Annotated in this window: 18 protein-coding genes; 2 read left to right on the forward strand and 16 right to left on the reverse strand. The window is 68.0% G+C overall.

All coding sequences use genetic code 11. The features are described 5' to 3' along the window. Positions 1-381 precede the first annotated feature (381 nt). The 14 genes from H4N64_RS11250 to H4N64_RS11315 all read right to left on the reverse strand — a co-directional run bounded on the left by H4N64_RS11250 (position 382) and on the right by H4N64_RS11315 (position 13,902). The gene (locus H4N64_RS11250; RefSeq protein WP_336246681.1) at positions 382-1,125 is read right to left on the reverse strand and encodes a 3-deoxy-manno-octulosonate cytidylyltransferase; all 744 of its coding nucleotides are present in this window, start codon (positions 1,123-1,125) and stop codon (positions 382-384) included. Positions 1,126-1,180: 55 nt separating this feature from the next. Next, positions 1,181-2,302 carry an NAD(P)-dependent oxidoreductase gene (locus H4N64_RS11255; protein ID WP_186282084.1) on the reverse strand — a complete coding sequence of 374 codons (1,122 nt, stop codon included), beginning with the start codon at positions 2,300-2,302 and terminating at the stop codon, positions 1,181-1,183. 27 nt (positions 2,303-2,329) lie between these two features. Then, entirely contained in the window at positions 2,330-3,325 is a 996-nt protein-coding gene (locus H4N64_RS11260) for an NAD-dependent epimerase/dehydratase family protein (protein ID WP_336246682.1), read from the reverse strand. 28 nt (positions 3,326-3,353) lie between these two features. Then, complete coding sequence (locus tag H4N64_RS11265) at positions 3,354-4,190, reverse strand: phosphotransferase (RefSeq protein ID WP_336246683.1); 837 nt, start codon at positions 4,188-4,190, stop codon at positions 3,354-3,356. Beyond that, complete coding sequence (locus H4N64_RS11270; protein ID WP_186282085.1) at positions 4,187-4,843, reverse strand: histidine phosphatase family protein; 657 nt, start codon at positions 4,841-4,843, stop codon at positions 4,187-4,189. Before H4N64_RS11270 ends, H4N64_RS11265 begins: the two co-directional genes overlap by 4 nt. Further along, on the reverse strand, positions 4,840-5,604 hold the full coding sequence (locus H4N64_RS11275; protein WP_186282086.1) for a phosphotransferase: 765 nt from the start codon (positions 5,602-5,604) through the stop codon (positions 4,840-4,842). The genes H4N64_RS11270 and H4N64_RS11275 overlap by 4 nt, the downstream gene beginning before the upstream one ends. Beyond that, positions 5,601-6,446, reverse strand: a complete 846-nt coding sequence (locus H4N64_RS11280) for a class I SAM-dependent methyltransferase (protein WP_186282087.1) — start codon at positions 6,444-6,446, stop codon at positions 5,601-5,603. Before H4N64_RS11280 ends, H4N64_RS11275 begins: the two co-directional genes overlap by 4 nt. A 31-nt stretch (positions 6,447-6,477) precedes the next feature. Next, positions 6,478-6,990 (reverse strand): P-loop NTPase family protein, encoded by a 513-nt coding sequence (locus H4N64_RS11285; RefSeq protein ID WP_186282088.1) that lies wholly within the window; start codon positions 6,988-6,990, stop codon positions 6,478-6,480. 96 nt (positions 6,991-7,086) lie between these two features. After that, positions 7,087-8,139, reverse strand: a complete 1,053-nt coding sequence (locus tag H4N64_RS11290; RefSeq protein ID WP_186282089.1) for a CgeB family protein — start codon at positions 8,137-8,139, stop codon at positions 7,087-7,089. Next, positions 8,136-9,866: a carbamoyltransferase family protein gene (locus H4N64_RS11295; RefSeq protein ID WP_336246684.1), complete on the reverse strand. Its 1,731-nt coding sequence runs from the start codon at positions 9,864-9,866 to the stop codon at positions 8,136-8,138. Before H4N64_RS11295 ends, H4N64_RS11290 begins: the two co-directional genes overlap by 4 nt. Next, positions 9,863-10,822 carry a thymidylate synthase gene (locus tag H4N64_RS11300; RefSeq protein WP_186282090.1) on the reverse strand — a complete coding sequence of 320 codons (960 nt, stop codon included), beginning with the start codon at positions 10,820-10,822 and terminating at the stop codon, positions 9,863-9,865. Before H4N64_RS11300 ends, H4N64_RS11295 begins: the two co-directional genes overlap by 4 nt. Then, positions 10,819-12,450 carry a hypothetical protein gene (locus H4N64_RS11305; RefSeq protein ID WP_186282091.1) on the reverse strand — a complete coding sequence of 544 codons (1,632 nt, stop codon included), beginning with the start codon at positions 12,448-12,450 and terminating at the stop codon, positions 10,819-10,821. Before H4N64_RS11305 ends, H4N64_RS11300 begins: the two co-directional genes overlap by 4 nt. Then, on the reverse strand, positions 12,447-13,706 hold the full coding sequence (locus tag H4N64_RS44940) for an HAD-IA family hydrolase (RefSeq protein ID WP_260859656.1): 1,260 nt from the start codon (positions 13,704-13,706) through the stop codon (positions 12,447-12,449). The genes H4N64_RS11305 and H4N64_RS44940 overlap by 4 nt, the downstream gene beginning before the upstream one ends. Before the next feature lie 10 nt (positions 13,707-13,716). After that, positions 13,717-13,902: a hypothetical protein gene (locus H4N64_RS11315; RefSeq protein ID WP_186282092.1), complete on the reverse strand. Its 186-nt coding sequence runs from the start codon at positions 13,900-13,902 to the stop codon at positions 13,717-13,719. A 138-nt stretch (positions 13,903-14,040) separates the two neighbouring features. Here H4N64_RS11315 and H4N64_RS11320 point away from each other — a divergent pair, with 138 nt between their 5' ends. Both H4N64_RS11320 and H4N64_RS11325 read left to right on the forward strand, forming a co-directional pair. Further along, positions 14,041-15,429 (forward strand): Tat pathway signal protein, encoded by a 1,389-nt coding sequence (locus H4N64_RS11320; RefSeq protein ID WP_186282093.1) that lies wholly within the window; start codon positions 14,041-14,043, stop codon positions 15,427-15,429. Between the two features lie 73 nt (positions 15,430-15,502). Continuing rightward, positions 15,503-15,988 (forward strand): TrmO family methyltransferase domain-containing protein, encoded by a 486-nt coding sequence (locus H4N64_RS11325; protein ID WP_336246685.1) that lies wholly within the window; start codon positions 15,503-15,505, stop codon positions 15,986-15,988. A gap of 439 nt (positions 15,989-16,427) precedes the next feature. Here H4N64_RS11325 and H4N64_RS11330 read toward each other — a convergent pair whose 3' ends face one another. Then, positions 16,428-19,133: an SIR2 family protein gene (locus H4N64_RS11330; protein ID WP_186282094.1), complete on the reverse strand. Its 2,706-nt coding sequence runs from the start codon at positions 19,131-19,133 to the stop codon at positions 16,428-16,430. Between the two features lie 141 nt (positions 19,134-19,274). Continuing rightward, a protein-coding gene (locus H4N64_RS47120) for an IS630 family transposase (protein WP_472910304.1) occupies positions 19,275-20,350 on the reverse strand; the annotation gives its coding sequence in 2 pieces (ribosomal slippage) (positions 19,275-19,870 and positions 19,870-20,350; 1,077 coding nt in all).

The raw sequence follows: 20,350 nt of genomic DNA on the forward strand, positions 1-20,350 counted from the left end.
ACAAGCCGCTCTATCCCGGATCTGCGGCGGAGCGGGGCGCCCTACCGGCGTTTGGCAGGGCCTGTCGGGCTGGATCGGTTGCTGGGCCCTGCGAAGGGCATCCTGGCGGCGGGCGTGGGCAAGGCGTGGGAGCGGTACGACGCGCTCAAAGGTGTCAGATGGCGAGTCCTGGCGCCCCTGCCACGCCGCCTCCACTTACGTCCGGCGGGGCTGGTTCGGGGCCCGGTGAGTTCCCAGTTGGCAGCCTGCGGCTTCCAGGTATCCGTCGATCGCCGGAACCTGGGAGCGGGCCTGGAGCGAGTGCAGCTTGTCGCGCAGCTCGGCTTGTCACCGAGCAGATCCAGAACCTCTCGAGCAGCGATATTGGCAATCCAGGGGCTCTCAAGAATGGGATCGCAGCAGCGCGCACGCCCTTTCGAGGTCCTCCGGCGTGTCCACCGCGATGCCCTCGTCCTCGACGGGAAGCATCCGTACTCCGTGCCCGTGCTCGACCAGCCGGAGCATCTCGACGCCTTCGGCGCGCTCAACTGGTCCCTGTTCCAGGTGCCGGAACAGGTCGAGTCCGCTGCGCGTTAAGCCGTAAAGGCCGAGTTGTCGCAGGTAGTTCGGACGATGGCCCCGCGGATACGGGATCGGCTGCCGGGAGAACATGAGGGCCTTGCCGTTCTCGCCGACCACCACTTTGACGACGTTGTGGTCGATGACCGCTGCCGCGTCGTCCAGCTTCGCGTACGCGTTGACCGCCAGGGTCTCGGCGCTGAGGTGGAACAGGGCCTCCGACACCGCGTCGATCGCGGCGGGGGCGATGAACGGTTCGTCGCCCTGGACGTTGATGTACGCGTCGGCCTGAACGCGCTGGGCGCACTCGGCGACGCGATCCGTCCCGGTGGGGTGGTCGCCGGTCATCACGCAGGGGATGCCGAGCCGGCGGCAGGCGGCTTGGATGCGCTCGTCGTCGGTGGCGACCACGGCGTCGTCGATCCGTTTCGCCTCCTGACAGCGCTGGTGGACGTGCCACAGCAGCGGCATGTCGCCGAGCAGGGCCAGGGGCTTTCCGGGAAATCGTGAGGCGCCCCAGCGGCAGGGGATCACCGCTATATGGCGACGCGCTGCGGTGGCGGTCACAGCGTTCTCCTGTAGGTCGATGGCGGATCAAGGGTGTGTGGGACTGGGGCCGTGATCACCCGGCGAAGTGGTCGAGCCAGACCTTCGCGATGGCCCGGCGTTCGGACGAGGACATTTCATGCAGGCCCGGCTCGTGGTCGCCGCGGCTGAGCGCAGCGGTGGCCGCGAGTATCTCGGCCTGCACAAGGTGGATGTAAGTACCGACGGACGCGCCGTGGACGAAGTTGACGGCCCCGCCGTCGGCGAGAACGAAGAAGTGATGGCCCGTCACGTCGTACCGCGTCAGATGCTCCCCGGCGGGAGTCCGCCGATAGCGCCCGTCGAGCGAGCCCAGCTCTAGTTCGTCCTCGGAGGACGTCACCGAGGCCACGTAGGCGCCATTGCACAGCGCCTCGAAATGCCCCTGCCGCAGCGCCAGGTTGCCGGTGGCGCACAACACGAGGTCGGCGTCGCGGAGTGCCTCGGCGCGGGAAGTGGCCGTACGGAACCCCTGGGAGTGTGCCTGCACTCGCTTGACGGGGTCGCTGTCGTAGACGGTGACGCGTACGTCGTTGGCGCGCAGGGTCTGGGCGATGGCGCGGCCGACCTTGCCGAAGCCGATCACGCAGGCACCCCGGCTGACCAGGATGTCGCCGCGAGTGCGGACCAGGGACTCGGTGGAGAAGACGATGGACCGTCCCACCAGGTGGTCTTCGCAGTCCTTCAGAGGGGACCGCGCCACCGAGAAGACGGGGCAGGGCAGTTGGCCGAGTGACGCGTACCGCTGGTGGCCGTTCTCGGTGTCCTCGACGACGCCGACGATCCGGCCGGAGAACTTCTCGACCAGAGTGCCGAGGCTGGGTGCGAAGTAGCCCCCGATGTCGAGCAGTACGACGTCACGACCGGGAGCGGTGACCTCCAGGTACTCCAGGGCGCTGGTGGGGTCCGTGAACAGGACGCGGCTCAGAGGGTGCACGGCGTACTCGCGGCGCACCTCCGTGAGGGTCCGCTGGGAGATGGACCTGGGCTTGGGCAGCACAGCAGCGACCGTGGTGATCCGGGCCATCGCGTGGAGGAACGCCGGGCGCTCGGGGAGCAGGTGGGTGATGATCAGCGAGCTGATCTGTCCGTCGGCGGGGAATTGCGCGGTGATCCGGCGGAAGAAGGCGTCCCGCCGGATTTTTTCGGGGCTCTCCACGGCAACTCCTGTCAGGTCGCGAGATGGTCAGGCCGCGGCGTGGTACGCCGGCCGGGTCAGGGCCTGCATCTGGGCGCGCATGCCGTTGTGAAGGTCGACCGTGGGCTGCCAGCCCAGTAGGTCGTGGGCGCGGCCGGAGTTGGCCCGGGTGGTCAGGACGTCGCCGTTGCGTGCGTGCTCCACGTGGATCTGGATGTCGCGGCCGACGAGGCTCTTGGCGATGTTGATCACTTCGAGCAGGGAGGCGTTGGAGCCACCGCCGACGTTGACGATGCCCGTGTCGGTCGGCGCGAAGGCAGCCGCGATGGTGGCTGTGACCGCGTCGTCGATGTAGGTGAAGTCCCGGCGCTGGTGACCGTCGCCGTACAGGCGGAGCGGCTGTCCGGTGATGGCGGCCAGGAGAGCGCGGTGGGTGAACATGTCATGGCGCTGACGCGGCCCGTAGACGGTGAAGTACCGCAGAGCGACGACGTCTGTGGGGCAGTCGACGCGGGCCGCGTGCGCCAGGCAGAGCTGCTCCTCGGCGAGCTTGGTGACCGCGTACGGGGAGGCCGGCCGAGGATGGTCGCTCTCGACACTGGGACCGCCGCTGGTGGGTCCGTAGACGCTGGAGGAGGAGGCTACGACCACGCGGGGGACGCGCATGCGGGTGGCGGCGTCCATCACTCGCTGGGTGCCGAGGATGTTGGAGGCTACGTAGTCGCTGAAGTGCGGGCCCCACGAAGGTCGTACGCCGGGGATGCCCGCCAGGTGGAAGATCACGTCCGCGTCGAAGAGGAGCGGATCGATCGCGCAGGTCAGCAGATCGGCGGTGATGTGCATGTATCCCGGGAGGCCGTGCGACGCGGCGAGGTTGGCCGCTGCCGTCTGATCTGTGGCGGGGTCGCGACGGTCGACGCCGATCACAGTGGTTCCTGCCTGGAGCAGGGTGTGGGCGAGGTGAGAGCCGATGAATCCGGCGGCTCCGGTCACCACCGCGCGCCGGGGCGTCGGTGTGGTCGAGGCGGAGGTGCTTTCTGACACGGAACTCTCCAGAGGTTGGTGGGGTCGGTCAGCTCAGCCGCGCCAGCACGGTGCGGCCGTGGGCGCTGAGCGCGAGGTCGTCCTGCTCGTGTCCCCGGACCAGCGCGGTGGCTGCTTCGATGGCGCCGAAGGACTCCAGGAGATGTTGCTCGGCGTCGCTCAGCTCCCTCCCGTACGCGGCGAAGAAGGCGCTACGGAGATGAGGGGCGGCCTGCCAGCGGCGGAACTCGAGCCGGGCGAAGTCCCGGATGCGGGCGTCGCGTCGCATGTGCTCGAAGTCGCAGATCCAGAAGCCGTCCCCGATGAGCCAGTTCCTGGGCTGGTAGTCGAGGTGGCACACGGCGCTCTCCACCTGGATGCGGGATAGAAGGTCCGCGACCTGCAGCAGGCGCCTCGTTTCGTCTGTCGAAAGGAGGTCCGCGCGGTCGGCCCTGTCGACCCAGCCTCGGAGCCGACCGGCCAGCTCGACGCCGATGCCGCCGGTCTTGGGACCTGCCGTGGCCCGGTGGAGGGCACCCAGCACGAGGCCGGCGTTGTGGTGAGCCTGTTCCTCCTCGGCCGAGCCCGGCGGCAGGACGTCGCCGCTCTGCCCACGTACCGCCGTGAGCAGCAGAGTGCGTGTGGAGTCCTGTCGGCCGACCAACTCAGGGGCGTGGCCTTGAAGGTGGCGTCCCCATGTCACGTAGGCGTGCGCCTCGTGGACATACCGGTTCCAATTGGCGTGCTGCTTGGCTAAGTAGGCGTTCCCGCGGACATCGACAAGGTGTAGCAGGTGAGGCGGTAGGGCCGGGTCCGCGACGATGTGGACGGCTCCGACCGTCTGGCGCGCGAGTTCCATGCGCGGGTCGTCGTACGCCGTGATCACGACGCCGCCTCCGTCGCTGACGCGTATATGTGGGCGGTGTCGTTGTGCCGGTCCAGCATCCAGCGCCGCTGGCCGAGGCGGTTTAGGTGGTGCTGCCAGCGGGTGATGGAACCGTGGGACACGGTGAAGCCCGCCGGCGAACCCGGCGGGATCGCGAGAAGCAAGGTGTGCGCGACAATCACGGTCTCGCCGTGTGCGGCGAACAGGACACGATCGCCCTCGTGCCGGTCGATGAGGCCGTGGAGGAAGTCTCCGGCCCGCTGGAGGTAGCCGTTCCAGGTGTCGGACCCTTCCGCCCAGGGCCGGTCGGGGTGGGCGTGCGGCCCGCCGTCGGCGGCGGTCTTCACCTCGGTCCAGGATTTGCCGTCGGCCGCACCGTGGATGGGGCCGTCGAGACCGGGCGCGGTGCGCATCGGCAGGCCGAGCGCCTGGCTGAGGATCTCGCCGGTCTGCCGAAGTCGGAGACGAGGGCCGGTGTAGAGAGCGGTGAAGGGCCTGTCGCGATGCTCGTCAGCTAGCCGGGCAGCTGCCTGTTCGACCTGGTCGTACCCGAGGTTGGTGAGCCCGGTGCAGGTGGCCGGGCCGCCGACGACGCCTTTGGCGTTGCAGTGGGCCTCACCATGGCGGACGAAGACGAGTTCCGTGGTGATCATGCGAGACCTTGGAGTCGGGGGCGTGGAACCGGCCAGCCGAAGCGGTAACCGTTGCGCCCTGCGTACGGGGCGGTCAGAACGCAGTGCAGGGCGAGGAAGTCGTCGAGGCGCTCGCGATCCGTCGTACCGAGCCGGGAGTCGTGGCGGCCGGCGGCCTCGTTGTACGTGCTCAGGGCCTCGTCGATGGCGGGTGGGCCGATCGGGCCGTACGTCATGACCAGCGTCGTGATCAGCTTGGCCAGGTCGTACCCGAACGGGGCGAGTGTGAGGTCGTCGGTATCGAGGGTGAAGACCGTGCCGTCCTCGGTGAACAGGAAGTTCCGCGGGTTGCTGTCCTTGTAGAAGGCGGCGGGCCCCTCGGCGGTCTTCTCCAAAAGCGTCAGCATCGCGTGCAGAGCGATCCTGTCCGGCAGGTGGCCTTGCTCCAGCCGCCTGCGCAGTGCCACTTCGCGTACCGTGAGGTAGCCGCCGAACGGAGTGCCGTCGCGGAAGGTGTGCGGCTCGTTCAGGGAGACGGATCGCAGGTCACTGGCCCAGGCGGTGCCGTGAGCGCTGCCCAGCAGCCCCGCCAGCCGCGGCAGGTCGCCGGGTTCTGCGTGGCGGCCCTCGATCCACTCGAAGGTCAGGCTGTTCGGGCCGGTGACCGTCAGGGCCGGCTGGCGAAGCGGCTGCGCGTGGGCGTCCAGCCAGGTGCGGTGACGGGCGGCGGCGGCAGTGTGTTCCGGGGTCGCGTAAGTCTTGGTGAAGTGGGTGATTCTCACGTCCGGCCTCCTCGCGGCCGGGCCACGACGTAGGTGATGACCGAGCTGGTGGTGATCGGCTGGTCCGAGAGGAATTCGTGGAGCGCGGCGGCCAGCGCGCCCGGCTTGCCGTACAGGTCGGGGGCGAGGTCGTACTTCGGGTTCGTGGCGAGATACTCGGCCGCGTGATCGTGTCCGTCGAAGGTGAAGCGGTGCTCCTCGTGCTCGGTCGTGATCACGTTCAGGGAGGGCTTCGCCAGGTCGGCGAGGTTGCCGCCGTGCGCGGAGATGTAGAGGCTTTCGTGCTGCTCGGCGCGCGGGTCGAGTCCGGCGGCGGCCACCAGGGAGTCCATCTCGCGGTAGCTGTCGAGCGCCTTGGTGACGAGGATGGCCACGCCGTCGGGGGCCAGGACACGGGCGATCTCCGCAATGGCCTGCTCGGGGTGCGTCGAGTGGTAGAGGCAGAAGGCGGCGACGGCCAGGTCGCAGGAACCGTCCGGCATCGGTATGCGGTGGAAGTCCCCTTTCAGGAAGCCGATCTGGACACCGGGAACGCGGCCCACCCGCTTGCGGGCATCGGCCACCAGCGCGGGCGCCGCGTCGATGCCGACGAGGCGTTTTGGATGTAGTTGCTCGGCCAGGACCCGGCTGCTGGTGCCGCGACCGCAACCGATGTCCGCCACGAGGCGGAGACGCTCCGAGCCCTGCGCACGGTGGGACCGGGCAAGGTGGACGATGGTGTCGGGTACCGGCCGACCAGCGGTCCTGGCCCGCATCAACGCGTTGGACCGTCTGGCCAGCCGGGAGGCGTGCCCGTACAGGGCTTCCTGCCGCCCGGGATCGAGGAACGGGTTGAGGTTCATGCGCCGCACCCCCGCTGGAGGCGCGGGCGGCTCAGCTCTGCCGGGCGGCGGCCTTCCGCAACCAGCGCCGCGTCTGCCGTCGGCTGGTCAGCAGCACCACGTCGGCATGCCCGGCCGCAAACTGATCGATCTTGGCCATGACACGGGGACGCATCTTGCGCCGGTACGTCGCCACGTACTTGATCACGCCCCAGTGGATGCGGTTGTGCACCCCGTTGCCCTTGTGCCCGGCCCCGTGCCGGAGCTGCCGGGAGAAGACCCCCCACAGTGCGGCAGGGGTGGAGACGTCCATCAGGACGACGGTGTCGCAGGCTTCGAGCCGGATCTGGAGCGTGGAGTTGTAGTTGCCGTCGATCACCCACTTCTCCTGCGCGACCAGGTCGCGCTGGACCGCGGCGAACTTCTCCATGGGCAGTTCGTTCCACTCGTCGTCGTAGAACGCGGCGTCCAGGTGCGTCACCGGGGCGTCCAGGACATCCCCCAGCGCACGGGCCACATGCGACTTGCCGCTGCCTCCGCAGCCGACGATGGCGACCTTCTTCATGGTGCTCCACCCTAGGGGTGCTGAGGTGTCCGGACGGACCGACCGCCGGAACACGTACGGATGGTCCGGGCTCGGCGGCCTGCGGCAGGTGCTTCATCACGCGGCTCCTCGCTGCTCTTCGGCAGCTCCCGTGACCGTGGCGAGAACGGTCTCCAGCGCGTCCACCTGACGGCTGAGCCGGAAGAGTTCCAGACGGCCGAGGCAGGCGGCGATCAGTTCGGCGTGCCGGTGGCTGCCGGCGATCTTCTGGAGGTCGGTGATACGTCGGATCACCTGTCCGCCGGACTGCACCACCAGTTCCTCGGGAACGAACCGCTCAACGTGCTGAATACCGGCGGGAGCCAGTGGAAGGCACCCGGCGAGAACGGCTTCGAAGATCCGCTGCGTCATCTGCCCGACCGCGGCGTATCGCTCGGGCAGCAGCAGGACAGTGGCCAGGGCTCCGCTGTAGAGGCGGTGCACCCCCTCGAAGGGGATCCGGCCGAGGAAGGTGATGTGCGGCCAGCGGCTGGTGTCCGTCCACTTTCCGCCGACCTGGTGATCGAAGCATGCGGCGGCCGGGGAGAAGTAGCGGTCGAACTGTGCGTCGCGGTCGTACCGGTTGCCGACGTAGGCGAGCACTGTCTCCCGCGGCCTCTTTGCGAGTGCGTTCGGGTCCGCCTGGTCCAGCAGTCGGTCGTCGACGGGGAAGAGCAGACGGTGAGCACCGAGCGTGGGGGTGAGGGCTGCCTCGCACACCGCGACGCCGGGGGCACGGCGAAGGACGTTGTCTTCGCGCAGTTGGCGGTCCTTGTCCCAGATCACGGTGGGGGTGCTGCGGACCAGGGTGTAGCGCTTGACGAGTTCGGCTTGGCGGTGGAGGTCGCAGGTGTGTCCCTCGGTGCCGCAGGGCGTGTTGTTGCGTCCGTCGATGAGCCAGCGCCATTCGAGGAACAGCACGTCGATGTCGGGGATGCCGCCGTCGAAGGTGTACGTACCGCCGAGGTCGTCTCCTGCTTCAAGGAGGTCCCGGTCGGCTTGGAGGAAGACGATCTCGTGACCGCGCGCGAGGAGAGCGTCGACCAGAGGGCGGCGGTGGCTGCGGCCTCCGTCGGGTGTGTCCGTGATGCCGTTGCCGAGGAAGCCCCAGAAGCTGTATCCGATCTTCATTTGGTGATCCACCGGCCTTCCAGCAGCAGGGCGTCGAGCCCGGAGTGCGCGAGGCAGTCGAGGGCCATGTCCGGGGTGCCGCAGATGGGCTTGCCCTTGACGTTGAGCGAGGTGTTGATCAGCACGGGGACGCCGGTACGACGAGCGAATGCCCGCAGCACGTCGTGCATGAAGGGGTTCTGGGTCGGGTTGATGGTCTGGAGGCGGGAGGTGCCGTTGGCGTGGACGACGGCGGGGATGTGTTCGCGGGCCTTGTCCGTCACTCCTGAGGCCATGGACATGTACGGCGCGTCCTGGCCGAGGGTGAAGAACTCCCGTGCTCGGTCGGCGAGGACCATGGGGGCGAACGGGCGGAACGGCTCGCGGAACTTCACGCCCGCGTTCAGACGCTCGACGACGCCGGGCTCCAGAGGGGAGGCCAGGATCGACCGGTTCCCCAGTGCGCGGGGGCCGGCCTCCACCCGTCCCTGGAACAGGCCGACGATCATGCCGTGGGCGAGTTGGTCGGCGAGGAACTCCGCGACCTCGATGTCCAGGGACTTCTGCTGGAGTCCCGGCCACGGGGTGAGGTCCAGGTTCGGCTCTGGATAGGACGGCCCGAGGTAGCAGGCGCGGGCGACCCCGCACAGCGGCCGGCCGTTCCCGCTGTCGGTGTGCACGGCGACCGCGGCACCGAGCGCGGTGCCTGCGTCGCCCGGAGCGGGCGGCACGAAGACCTCGTCGAAGATGCCCGCCTCGATGATCCGCCCGATGCTGACGCAGTTCGTGGCCACGCCGCCGCCCAGGCATAACCGCCCGGAGCCGGTGAGCAGGCGGGCACGCCGCGCCAGGTGGAGCATCACCTGTTCGGTGCGCTCCTGCAGCGCTGCGGCCAGGTCCTGGTGAACCTCTTGGAGCGGCTCGTCCGGGCGCCGGGGCGGGCAGGTCTCCACGACGAAGCGGCGGGAGGTCCGCGGGTAGCCGGAGGTGAGGACGCGAGGCGGGAAGTAGGCCGGGTCCAGGGCGAAGCCGGTGGCGGTGGTGCGGACCGCGCGGGCGAAGAGGTGTCGGAAGCGGGCGGGGTCGCCGAGGGCGGCGAGCGCCATCACGGTGCCTTCTTCGTCGCCCCGGCGCCAGCCCAGGTGCTCGGTGACCGCCCCGTATACGTAGCCCAGCGAGGCCGGGTCGTGGATCGCCTCCAGCGTACGGGTAGCGGGACGGTCGGCATGGTGGCCGTGGGCGATCGTCGTGGTCTGCCGCTCGCCGAGGCTGTCGACGACCAGCACCGCGGACTCGTCCCACCCCGAGGCGGCAAAGGCGGTCAGCTGATGGGCGCGGTGGTGCAGTACGGGCGAGACCTGCGCGCCGGGGAACTGTCGGCCGAGGGACTGGACCCGGCGCCGGGTGCGCAGCGCAACCTTGGCGAATCCGGCGGCCCGTGGCAGAGCCCGGCCACGGGTTGTGCCCGAGAGTGCGAGGCGCAGGGCTGCGGGGGTCTCGGCGAGGTAGCGGACGGGCTGGAAGTTGTACGCGACGGCGTCGACGTCGGCGGACGTGAGGCCGGCCTCACCCAGCAGCCACTCGACGGCGTGGTGGGGGTACTCGTGGGTGTGCTTCTTCTGGGAGAGGCGTTCCTCCTCGACGAAGCCGACCAGTTCACCGTCCACCAGGAGCGCGGCGGCGGAGTCGTGCGTGTAGGAACAGAGGCCGAGAACGACGGCGGGCACGTGGTCCACCGCGGTCGTCACCTCCTTCCCGCAGTAGCCGGGGCGGCCGAGGTTCCGGTTCGGCGGGTCAGTTCGCCGTACCAGGCCGTCAGGGCCTCGCCGAGAGGTCCGTCGACGGCGTCGGCGACGCGCCACGCCTGTTCGCGCATCCCGTCCTTCCACAGCCGGTAGCTGCACATCGTGTCGGCCATGGAGTCCCAGCCCGGATGCCCGGTCTCAGCACGTGCCTCGACTCGGCCGAGTAGTTCGTCGAAGCCCTCCCACGGCGTGGTGAGTCCGGGCATCAGGGGGCTCGCGGCGACGTCGGTCAGCCCGTCGGCCCTGTCGAGGTCGCGCTCGTAGATGTGCAGCGAGCTGACGTGGTGGTGGTACTCGCCCAGCTCCGCGTCGAGCCAGCCCGCGACCAGCTCGTGCAGCGTGGTGAAGAAGAACAGGTCGTACGGCAGGCCGATCCACACATCCTGGCCGCGCATGGTGGTGGACATGTGCAGGCGGCCGGCACGCAGGTGGAAGCGGAAGCCGAGCGTGCAGGGGACGTCCCTGTGCCCGGCGGTGTCGCGGGCCGGGTCGTACAGCTGGATCAGAGCGCGGCGGGAGTCGGGGTCGTCCCTGAGGATCTCGACCACGCGGTGGAGCTGGTCCACCTTCCCGGCCCAGTTCCGCATCCGCGGGCCGTAGGCACCCTGCAGGATCCCGTCGTCGGCGTACTGGCGCAGCCGCTCGTTGTATCCGTAGATCCACGGGGCGTCGGTCCCGGAGAGATGCCAGACGGTCTCGGCCACCGCGAAGGCGGGATTGAGGATTCGGACGGGCGGCGCGTACAGCAGACGGGCCCTGGGCTGGGTCAGCGTCATGTTGACATCGAAGACCTCGCGGGTGGCCATTCCGCGCGGGCTGACCTTGTCCCCGCTCTTGGCCAACATCACCGCGCCGATGAAGAGTTCGGCAACGCTGTCGCCGGTGAACGTGTTTGTCATCGCCTGTCGGTCCCTTGCGCTGAGTGGTGGGGAGTTGTGCTGCCGGACAGCGCCTGGGTGACGATGTCCGCGACGGCGTCGGCGCTGCGGCCGTCCCAGTGGCAGATCGACTCCCTGGCCGCCGTCGGTACGCGTACGGTCTGCGGAGACTCGTCGATACGCGTCAGGAACCTGGCGATATCCCGGCTGGACTCGCAACGCCAAGCGGCCCCGTGGTCGGCGAGTCCCAACGTGCGCGTGGCAGGAAGCGCCAGTTCCAGTACTGGCACTTCGAGGAGCAGAGCCTCGATCCCGCACGTCGATGACGCGCTGATCAGGGCATCCCCGCCGGCCAGGCATCCGCGGGCTCCGACCTCCGAGCCGATCAAGGCGACCGGGACACCGTTCAGCACGTCGAGCAGAGGCGACAGCGTCTCGGCGTCCTGGGCAGGGTGTGGCGCCACCACAAGGCCCCAGCCGCCCTCCGCGTTACGTAGCCCCTCAACCAGAACCTCCGTCTGGCCAAGAAGCCGCTGCTCGTTGAACGGCTGGCACGCCCACACGACGATCCTTGTCGGCGCTGAACCCGTCTGCTCCTTCAACATCCTCTGCAGGTAGGCCCGCTGACCGAGGCGGTCAACCTGGGTGAGCCCGTCGAACCGCGGCTGGCCGACGACGTACGTACGAGCGTCAGCGCGTCGAGTCCGCGCCTGGGCCGCGCGCACATCACGCGCCCCCATGACCGCGACATGGCGGCAGCGCTGGGCGTGCGAGGAGGTCTGCCCCTCGATCCACGCGCCGTGCTGGACGTAGACGGTGTCCGCGGCAGCACGTTCGGCGGCGCGAACGGCGAGGACGCCGAGCGGGCTGGAGTCGTTGCTGCACAACAGGACCCGACTGTGGGATGCGAGGAGAACGGCGTCGAGCCACTGCTCGACGTACAGCGTTGCCGACCAAGACGGTTGGGTGCAGCCGGCGCTGCGCACAAGCACTCGGGCGGCGAGCCACGCCAGTCGGCCGATGCCGATCTCGTGCTGTCCTACTCGTACCGTGCGCTCGTTTTCGGGCCGGAAAGCGCTCTGGGCAGGTACGTCTCTGTGTCGGCCAAGGGCTTCTTCTGGCAGGCGGAGCACGGTGATTCCCGGTTCCGACGTATCCGGGAAACGTTGATCCACTTCGGAGGCCATGTCCACGACGGTGCTCCTCACCCCTTGGCAGGCGAGGTCGGAAAGAACCGGAAGCAAAGTCTCCGCATGGCGGGATGACCAGGAGACGGCGCACACGGGTGCGGTGGTGACCTTCAAGCGAGGCTGGACCGGCACCGCGAGCTCGCCACCGTCCGGGGTGAGTTGGCCGGGCTCGCCGTGCCCGAGGAGAAAGGAAAGACCTGCCTCGGACACTTCGTACGCGACGTAGCCGAGAGACGTACTGCCGCCAGCCACCACCAGATCCTCGGCTGCGCCGAACACCGTGGTGGTCGGCACCTCGTCCAGTTCCAAGAGCTGCCTCACCAGGCGGGTGACCAGGCGGCGAATCGGTACGTGGTGGACCGACAGCCAGCTCACGCCGCCGGCCGTCACGAGCGCATCACCGTACTCTGCTTCCAGCGCGGTCATCAGCGCCTCGACGCCTTGGCCAGAGTCGGTCACAGCAGGCTCCCCTCGATGAGGGACACGCTCTTCTTGCTCACGTCGAGCAGTCGAAGGAGGTCCACCGGCGACTGTGCGATCTGGGGCTCCGAAGTGCCGGGGGCGCCATAACCCCAGGCGGCGTGTACGTAGGAGATACCGGCTCGGCGAGCGGCCTCACGGTCGACTTCCATGTCGCCCACGTAGGTTGCGGACGCCGGATCGGCCGCGAGGTCAACGAGTGCGAGCAGCAGCGGGTCCGGGGCCGGCTTGCCTCTCCCCGGACCGCCGGGTGCGCGGACGGTGGCGAAGGGACAGCCGAGTTGGGCGAGGAGTGGAGCGGCTCGGTCCAAGGGCTTGGACGTTACGACGCCGAGGCGCCAGTCGGCGGCGGCGAAGGCGTGGAGCACTTCCTCTATGCCCTCGAACGGTCGGGCCGGAGGGGAGACGGCCTTCGAAGCCTCCGCGTACGTCTGGTGGATCCGATCGGCGTCGGCCAGCTCGAGCCGCTCCATGATGTCGTTGAACGGACGGCCCAGGTGCTGCTCGTACATCTCGAACGGCAGGTCGATGCCGTGACTCTGCTGGACCGCACGCCACGCCTCCTGCATGACGGGGCGCGTATCGACCAGGACACCGTCCAGGTCGAGGAGCAGCACATGCTGCGTCACGACGTCTTCCATCTTCTTCCTCGGGGGTAAGGGCAAGGCGACGGGCGCGGGTTGAGCGGGCATGGCGAACGCCTCCATGGCGAGCGAGGGGGGCTGAAAGGGGTGTGCGGTGGGGGTCAGGCCGCAGGGGACGGACTCTCGGCGTCTCACGACCGCGAGAACCCGCTTTCCGCTGCCGTCTTCGTTGAGACAAGCCGTCCACGTGTCGGCCTCGGCCGTGACGAGCAGCAGACCGCGTCCGTCCAGCGAGTCCGGCCCACTGGTGCGAGGGATCGGCGGCAAGGGAGAGTTGTCCTCCACCTCGATGCCCACGATTCCGCTCTGGGCGGCGAGGGTCAGGGTGATGTGCTCGGCCACCACCTGGCCGTTCGCGTCCGAGGGGCGCTCGGTGCCGCCTGGCGTACCGCCGTGGCGCTCGGCGTTCGTGGTGAGTTCGCTGACGATCAAGACCGTGCGGTCCATCAGGTCTTCGAGTCCCCAGGCCGACAGCTTCTCCCGCGTGAAGGTCCGTGCCGCCCCGGGTGCCCTGTCGTCCGAGACCATGGTGAGGCTCACCCGGTACTCGGGGGACTCGATGACGGACTCCAGGCTCCAGATGGGCATCATCTCGGCCTCCTCACAGCGTCCGCCGGAGTCCATCAAGGACTCGGCGGCAGGTCTCGGTGGAGGCGTCGAAGCTGCGGAGGTTCGCGTCGACCGCCGTTCTCGGACCTCCCTCTCTGCCCTGGGCCGGCTCGGAGACATGGCCCGGTCCGCCCGGCAGCATCCGGTCTCCAGAGCCGTACGTCTGGATTGCGTTCACCGAATTCCTCCCGGGGGGAAGCCAGTTGGTGGTTTCGTTGACCTTGAGCGAACCGTGAATCACGGTGGGTTGGTATCCCCCACCGGTCGGCGACGCCGTCAAACCCGTCAAAGATCATCTTGTGGACAGGGGCGCACGATGAGGCGCGAGCGGAACGAGAAACTGGCCGCTGTTATCGCGGAAACCGGATGGTCGCAGCCGAAAGTCGCCGCTGCCCTCATACGGGTTGCGGCCGAGGTCGGCGCCGACGAGCTGCTCGGCACCAGCCGCTCGCACATCGCGATGTGGATCGCGGGAACGGAACCCTCCGGGCGGGCGCCCCTTATCTTGAGCGAGACGTTGTCCCGTCGGCTCCAACGCCCCATCACTCCCGCCGAGATCGGCCTCACCCCGCCGAAATCGGGTGCGGTCATGGCATCCGAATGGCACGTCGATACGGTGAGTGCGTTGGTGGATCTGGGGAGAAGCAACGTGGACCTGGAGCGACGCCGAGTGCTGGCCGGCACGGCCTACTCGGTGACCGGACTCGCCCTGCCTGGACAGACGTGGTGGGACGAGGCCCCCGAGCGTGCCCGATCGCGCCCCGCTTCGACGAGCCGGAGAATCGGGACTGCCGAGATCAACGCGCTGAAGGAGATGACCGAGTTCTTCTCGAAGCGCGACCAACGCCAAGGCGGAGTGGACGGCCGGACAGCCCTCTACCAGTACATCTACGACGACGTCGCGACGTACGTCGGCGGTGTCTTCGCCAGTGACGAGACGCGCTGCCGCCTCTTCGCCGCCGCTGCCGAGCTGGTGTACGTCGCCGGCTGGATGAGCTTCGACGCGTCGCACCATGAGGCCGCCCGGCGGTACTTCACCCTGGCGGTGAAGCTGGCGGCCGAGGCCGAGGACGCACCACTGGCTGGCCACGTCCTGCGAGCCATGGCCCACCAGGCGACAGATCTCGGCCACCCCGAGGAAGCCGTGGACATCGCGACGGCCTCGGTCGAGCACAAGCGGTACACCCTGGCGACTCCTCGCGAACGAGCCTTGCTAGGCGTCGTGCGGGCGCGGAGCCTGGCCACGGCCGGACAGCGGCGAGAAGCGCGTGCAGTCCTCCTCCGGGCTGAGGACGACCTCGCAGCGGCAAAGCCCGGGGATGACGAACCAGCCCGCGTCTGGTTCTTCTCCGAGGCCAGCCTGGCTCACGAGACAGCTCGCACGCTCTGGGCTCTCGGCGACCTCCAGGGGGCCCAGGACGAGTTCTGGCGCAGTGTCCATACGAGGGAGACTGGTGCCTTCGGTCGCACTCACGTCGTGACCTTGGGATACCTGGGCGCCGCGCAGGCAAGTCAGGGCAACGTCGAGGCCGCGTGCGGCACTTGGGCCCAAGCCCTGGACGCCATGAACGGCGTCCATTCCGGTCGAGCCCGCGAGGCGGTGATCAACATGCGCCGGGTTCTCTCCCCGTACCGCAACCGCGGGATCAGCGCGGCAGCGGAGATCGACGAACGAGCCAAGGCCGTGCTCAGGCGAGTAGCCTGACCGCGCCATGACGATGGGGGCGCGGTGCGGTCACGTACCGGGCATCCCATCTGGAAGGACAGAAGGGGCAGTTGTGACCGCACAGTCCATCGAGGTGCCGATCGTCGCCACGGTTGTCGGGGGCCATCTGAAGGTCGGCGACGACTTCCAGGGCGGCGTGGAATCCATCATCCGGCTGCGCCCGGACTACCCCCTCGACACGTTGCAGGGGATCGAGGAGTTCTCACATCTCCAGGTCACCTGGTACTTCTCCGAGGGCTCGCCCAGCGACGTCGCGCTGCATGCCCGCAGCCCTCGCAACAACCCGGAATGGCCGGCGACCGGAACGTTCGTACACCGCAACCACCGGCGCCCCGCCCGTATCGCGACGTCGTTCCCGCGACTGCTCCGAGTGGACGGGCGCGACCTCCACGTGACGGATCTCGACGCCGTCGACGGCACGCCGGTCATCGACTTCGTGGCCGTGTTCAAGGAGATGCTCCCGCGCGGCCCTGTCACACAGCCTTCGTGGCCGACCGAGATGCTCCATGACTACTGGAGGGATGCGCGCGAGCGGTGAGCGTGGGCCGATGGAGGGCTAGCAGCCCATCGAGTCCCTCCTCGTACGGCTGTCGTTCAATCTGCTTGTGCTCGTGGCTGAGCACCAGTTCCACGCCCGAAGTGAGGACTGTGCCGCCGCACATGGTGATCACGACCCGGCGCTCGGGGAGGGCCTCCGGAATGTGCCTCGGGACTGATAGGCCCGCATGTTGAGGTGTCGCGTATTCGGCCGTGGTGCAGCCTGTGTGTCACTCTGAGTGGTCAGGAGGCGCACCGCCCGAGCGTCCAAACGGCGGGCGCGTCGGGCAGTAAGTTAGCCAGGTGTCCAATTCGTCCCAACCGTCCGCGGGTCCACATGACGAGTCACCAGAAGCCCGAAGCGGAAAAGACCCTGGCTCCGGTGGACGTTTGCCCTTGCGGGGAGTGGTCTGACTCTGGGCGCGCCTGGGCCGCTGCGGTCACCATACGTGAGGACGCGCCTCAAGAAGCTCGCCTCGCTCGCGCACGATCCTCTCAAGAGTTTCCTGGACGTCTCCAGCCTCGTCCTCGCCTGCCTCATGAATCCAGCTCTTGATCCACAGGGCAGCTGGCGAATCTTCATCAACCCGCCGCCAGAGCGGCAGCAGCGCTCGCCATACCCGCGCCTCATCGCCCAAATACTCGGCTGACGACATCGCTTCGAAAAGCAACGAGCTCGCCTCCGCCTTGGACCCGCAAACGTAGAGTGCTACGGCATACCTGCACTGATGGATCAGCGCCGCAATCCCCCCGAGTTCGACGAGATCCAGCGAGATCGCTTCCCACAACCTGAATGCCTCATTGATGCAGTCGACGTCGTCGATAGCGAGCCCGAGAGTGAACCAGAGCTCGGCAATATCATCGACCAGCACCGGCGCCAGGCTTTTGTCCCCGGCGATCTGGCTGGCCAGGTCGAGTCGCTTGCAGTATTCCCCGAGGTTGTTGCGATTGAACAGCTCTGCCTTATCAGGGACCATCCATCCAGGCAGCAAGTACGAACTTCCAGGCCACCTGGCTTCCATGTGACGCATCGCGGCTTTGACCGCATCCCCACCGGGCAGTGAACCTGACCTGACCGCGGCGAGGCATTCATTGATGATCTTGTCCCGCTCCTGGTACAGCGGAAGGAGTTTCATCCGTAGCCCAGGCGAAATACTCTGGGGGGACCCCTGCCACACGCGTCCGCCTGCGTAGTCCACGTGTTCGAGGCGGCGCACCAGTTCGTGAAGCATCCGGCCGTGCACGCCGTCAAGCCCGAAGCCGTCGATCACGAAGTCGCTCAGCGTCGACAGGAACCAGAGGCTTGCTTCCGGGCTCGCGAATGTCACGGCGGCATTCGTCAGTTCGCGGAGCGCGTCCGCGGCATAAGCCGATCGCTCAGTCGGAATCGCCGACTTTTTCGCAAGAAAATACAACAGGCGTTCGATGTCGAGGTCTAGGCTGACGCGCTCAAAGGCATTCTTCTTCGCACGGACGGCTCGAAGTGCTGCGAGTGCCCGCCCCATCCAATGCTCCTCGGAGTGATGCACCTCTTGTGCCCAGCGTGTTTGGTCCACGACAAACACAGCTCCCCGGCTGACAACCACCCCCAGCCCCAGCACGTCACCGAGTTGCCGTCCCCGCCCCTCGTGTGAAAGGACCTGGGCGAGGTCTTCCTCGGACAACGGCGCTCGAAGATGGGGTAGCACTCCCGCGGACTCTTCGGGTAAAACCAGGGATCGTGAATTCAGTCTCAGGGAGCTGAACCCGGCCGCGCTTGGGATCCCGTCATCACCCTCGTCGCCCTCGGAGATGATCCAGATCCGGGGCCCCTCAGGTGCTGCCGCACCCAAGCGTTCGAGAAGTTCCACAGAAGACTGGGCGGCTGCGGTCCCCAGGCCACCAGTGTTGACGATCATCCACAGGTCCGCCGTAGGCAAGTCGTGCATTGCGAGATGAAGCCGGCTTCGCTCCACGCTTCGTCCGAGAACGCGAGCGCACCAGGCCGACAGCGAGCGGGACAGCGCGACATCGCGCGGCAACTGCTGCGCCTGGTCGAGCGAGAAGACGAATCGGGGTCCGCTTCCGAGCTGCAAACTCGCATCCACTACCGACTGGAAGACGTGCTCTGCACCTGATGATGCGCGCACGTGGGCTAGCCGCGTCCCGCCCTCGTCAGCCCGCCGCACCGCATCCACGACAGGCTGTCGCCCGCGGCCCTGGAGAGAGTAGGGGTCGATCTCGCCGCCGCCGTGATAGAGCCCCGTAACGACCTGGAACCCGGGCAAGAGCTCCTGGCGAGGCTCGAAGGTGTCCCCGCTCACCTGTTCGTACAACTCGACCAGCGCACAGGCAGCGTCAGCTCTCACCATCCGAAGCCGACGGCCGCCCCCGTCAGCGCCGAGCGAGCGCGCGAAGCTCGACAGCCGGTCGCTGGGACTCCTTCGGACAATCCAGTAGACGCGGGCGATCCGTCGCGATTCGACGAGATCCTGGACCAGCGCCCGCACGGGACCGTCATTCCCGGAGTGCCCGACCGCGAGCAGCACGCTGTCTGGATCGATTTCAAACTGCGACCACCGCGTAAGCCACGCATGGTGCTCGCTCATCTCCTGATTGCTGTGCGCCGTCATGTCGAACTTCGCATCACCGTGGAGCTTGAGAACCTGAACCGCCCCCGCTCGGCCAGACGGGCCGGAGGGCGAGCCCACCGTGCCGACAGCAACAGCGCGACTGCCAAGTGCCACGCACGCCTGTTCAAGAAGGTGGTCGAAGTTCGTGGTCAGAAGCGGGCCAACGCCATGGTGCTGAGCAAGGAGAGCGATCGCCTGATTGCCGGACCCGGCGAGCCTCTTGTAGCACATATTTCGGATGAATGCCCCGCGGGCCGCATCCGACTTGAAGGCCCGGGACATAGCCTCCTGGTAGTCCAGCTTGTCGCTGTCGATGAAACGTTCCTTGTGAAGCCTTTCCACGACTCCGTTGGCCAGCGGAATACCCGACTCGAAGGACACCCCAGCCCCGGTGAGCACCAGCAGGCGGCCAGCGTGCACCGCGTCGGCCAGCTCCGGGAGCGCCTCCGGCCACTCTGTGATTTCGGGGTCGTCGGAGACACTTACTTCGCCCAACGCCGCGCTCTCCTGCTCTCTCGGATAATCCGAGAGCATTCTGAAACAGGAGAGAAGTCGACTGATGTCTGTGTGACCGCGTGTCGCGGATTAGGCCCGGCTGGGATGTGCCTTTTTGAGGGCGCCGCTGCCGCGATGATGGAGCTGCGACGCTTCTGAGGTTTTCGCTTCGGGGTGACGTCATGGCGGGGCCAGGGTGTGGCCGGTCTCGGCGATGAAGCCGTCGAGGAGTTCGGGCCGGTACTGCATCTTCTTCAGCCGGGTGCGGGCCAGTTCGGCGAGGGCGTCGATGGTGCAGGCAGCGAGGTTGCCCAGGTCATTCTTGAGGTTCGCCCACACGCCTTCCGCCGGGTTGAGGTCCGGGGCATACGCCGGCAGCCGGAAGACGGTCAGCCACCGATCCCGGGCGGCCAATAACTCGCGCATCAACGCGTCCTTGTGATGGCTGGAGTTGTCCCAGACCAGGACGATGTTCCCGCCGAGCTGCTGATGAGCGGCATCCAGGAGCTGGGCGAAGTCGCGTTCCCTGAAGCCGGGCTTCTCACCACGGCGGCCGGAATGGTGCACCAGCATCCGGTAGATCAGCCGGGTCCGCTCGCCCGCCCGGGCACACACTATGCCCGCCAGCGAGATCCGCCCCGAGCCCTTGCCGGACACCCGTACCTGTGGTGAGCAGCCGATACGCGACCAGGTCCGCGCCTTGGGCGGGCGCAGCGACTGCCCCGACTCGTCCTCGAACACCAGCCACGCGCCCTGCTCCCTCACCGTCTTTCCACGCGCGCCCAGGTCTCCTCCCGCCAGCGGGCCACCTGCTTCTCGTCGCGTTCGGCGGCCCGGTGCACCGGGACCTGCACAGAGAAGCCCATCTCCCGCAAGATCCTGCTGAGCTGCGGACGGCTGAAACGGACATGGAAGCGGCGCGCGACCAGGACAGAGATCCGTGCCAGCGTCCACCGCTGGTCCTCCACCCAGCCATGAGCGGCCGGCCCCTCGTCCAACGCTCCCGCAAGCCAGGCCCGCCAGGACGGCTGCATCCTCGATGCCACCCCCGAGGGCCCCTTGGACCGCAACGCGTCCATCCCGGCCTCCCGCCAGCCGGCGTGCCAGGCATAGGCCGACTTCCGCGACACCCGTAACGCCCTCGCGACCTGCGGCGGCTTGAGCCCCGCCGCGAACATCTCGGCGGCCTGGAACCGTACGCGCTCCCGCTGGGCCCGCTGCACCCCGGTCAGGCCGCCCTCATCGGGATACCGCAT

The organism is Streptomyces cupreus, assembly GCF_014257025.1.
Lineage (GTDB): Bacteria > Actinomycetota > Actinomycetes > Streptomycetales > Streptomycetaceae > Streptomyces > Streptomyces cupreus.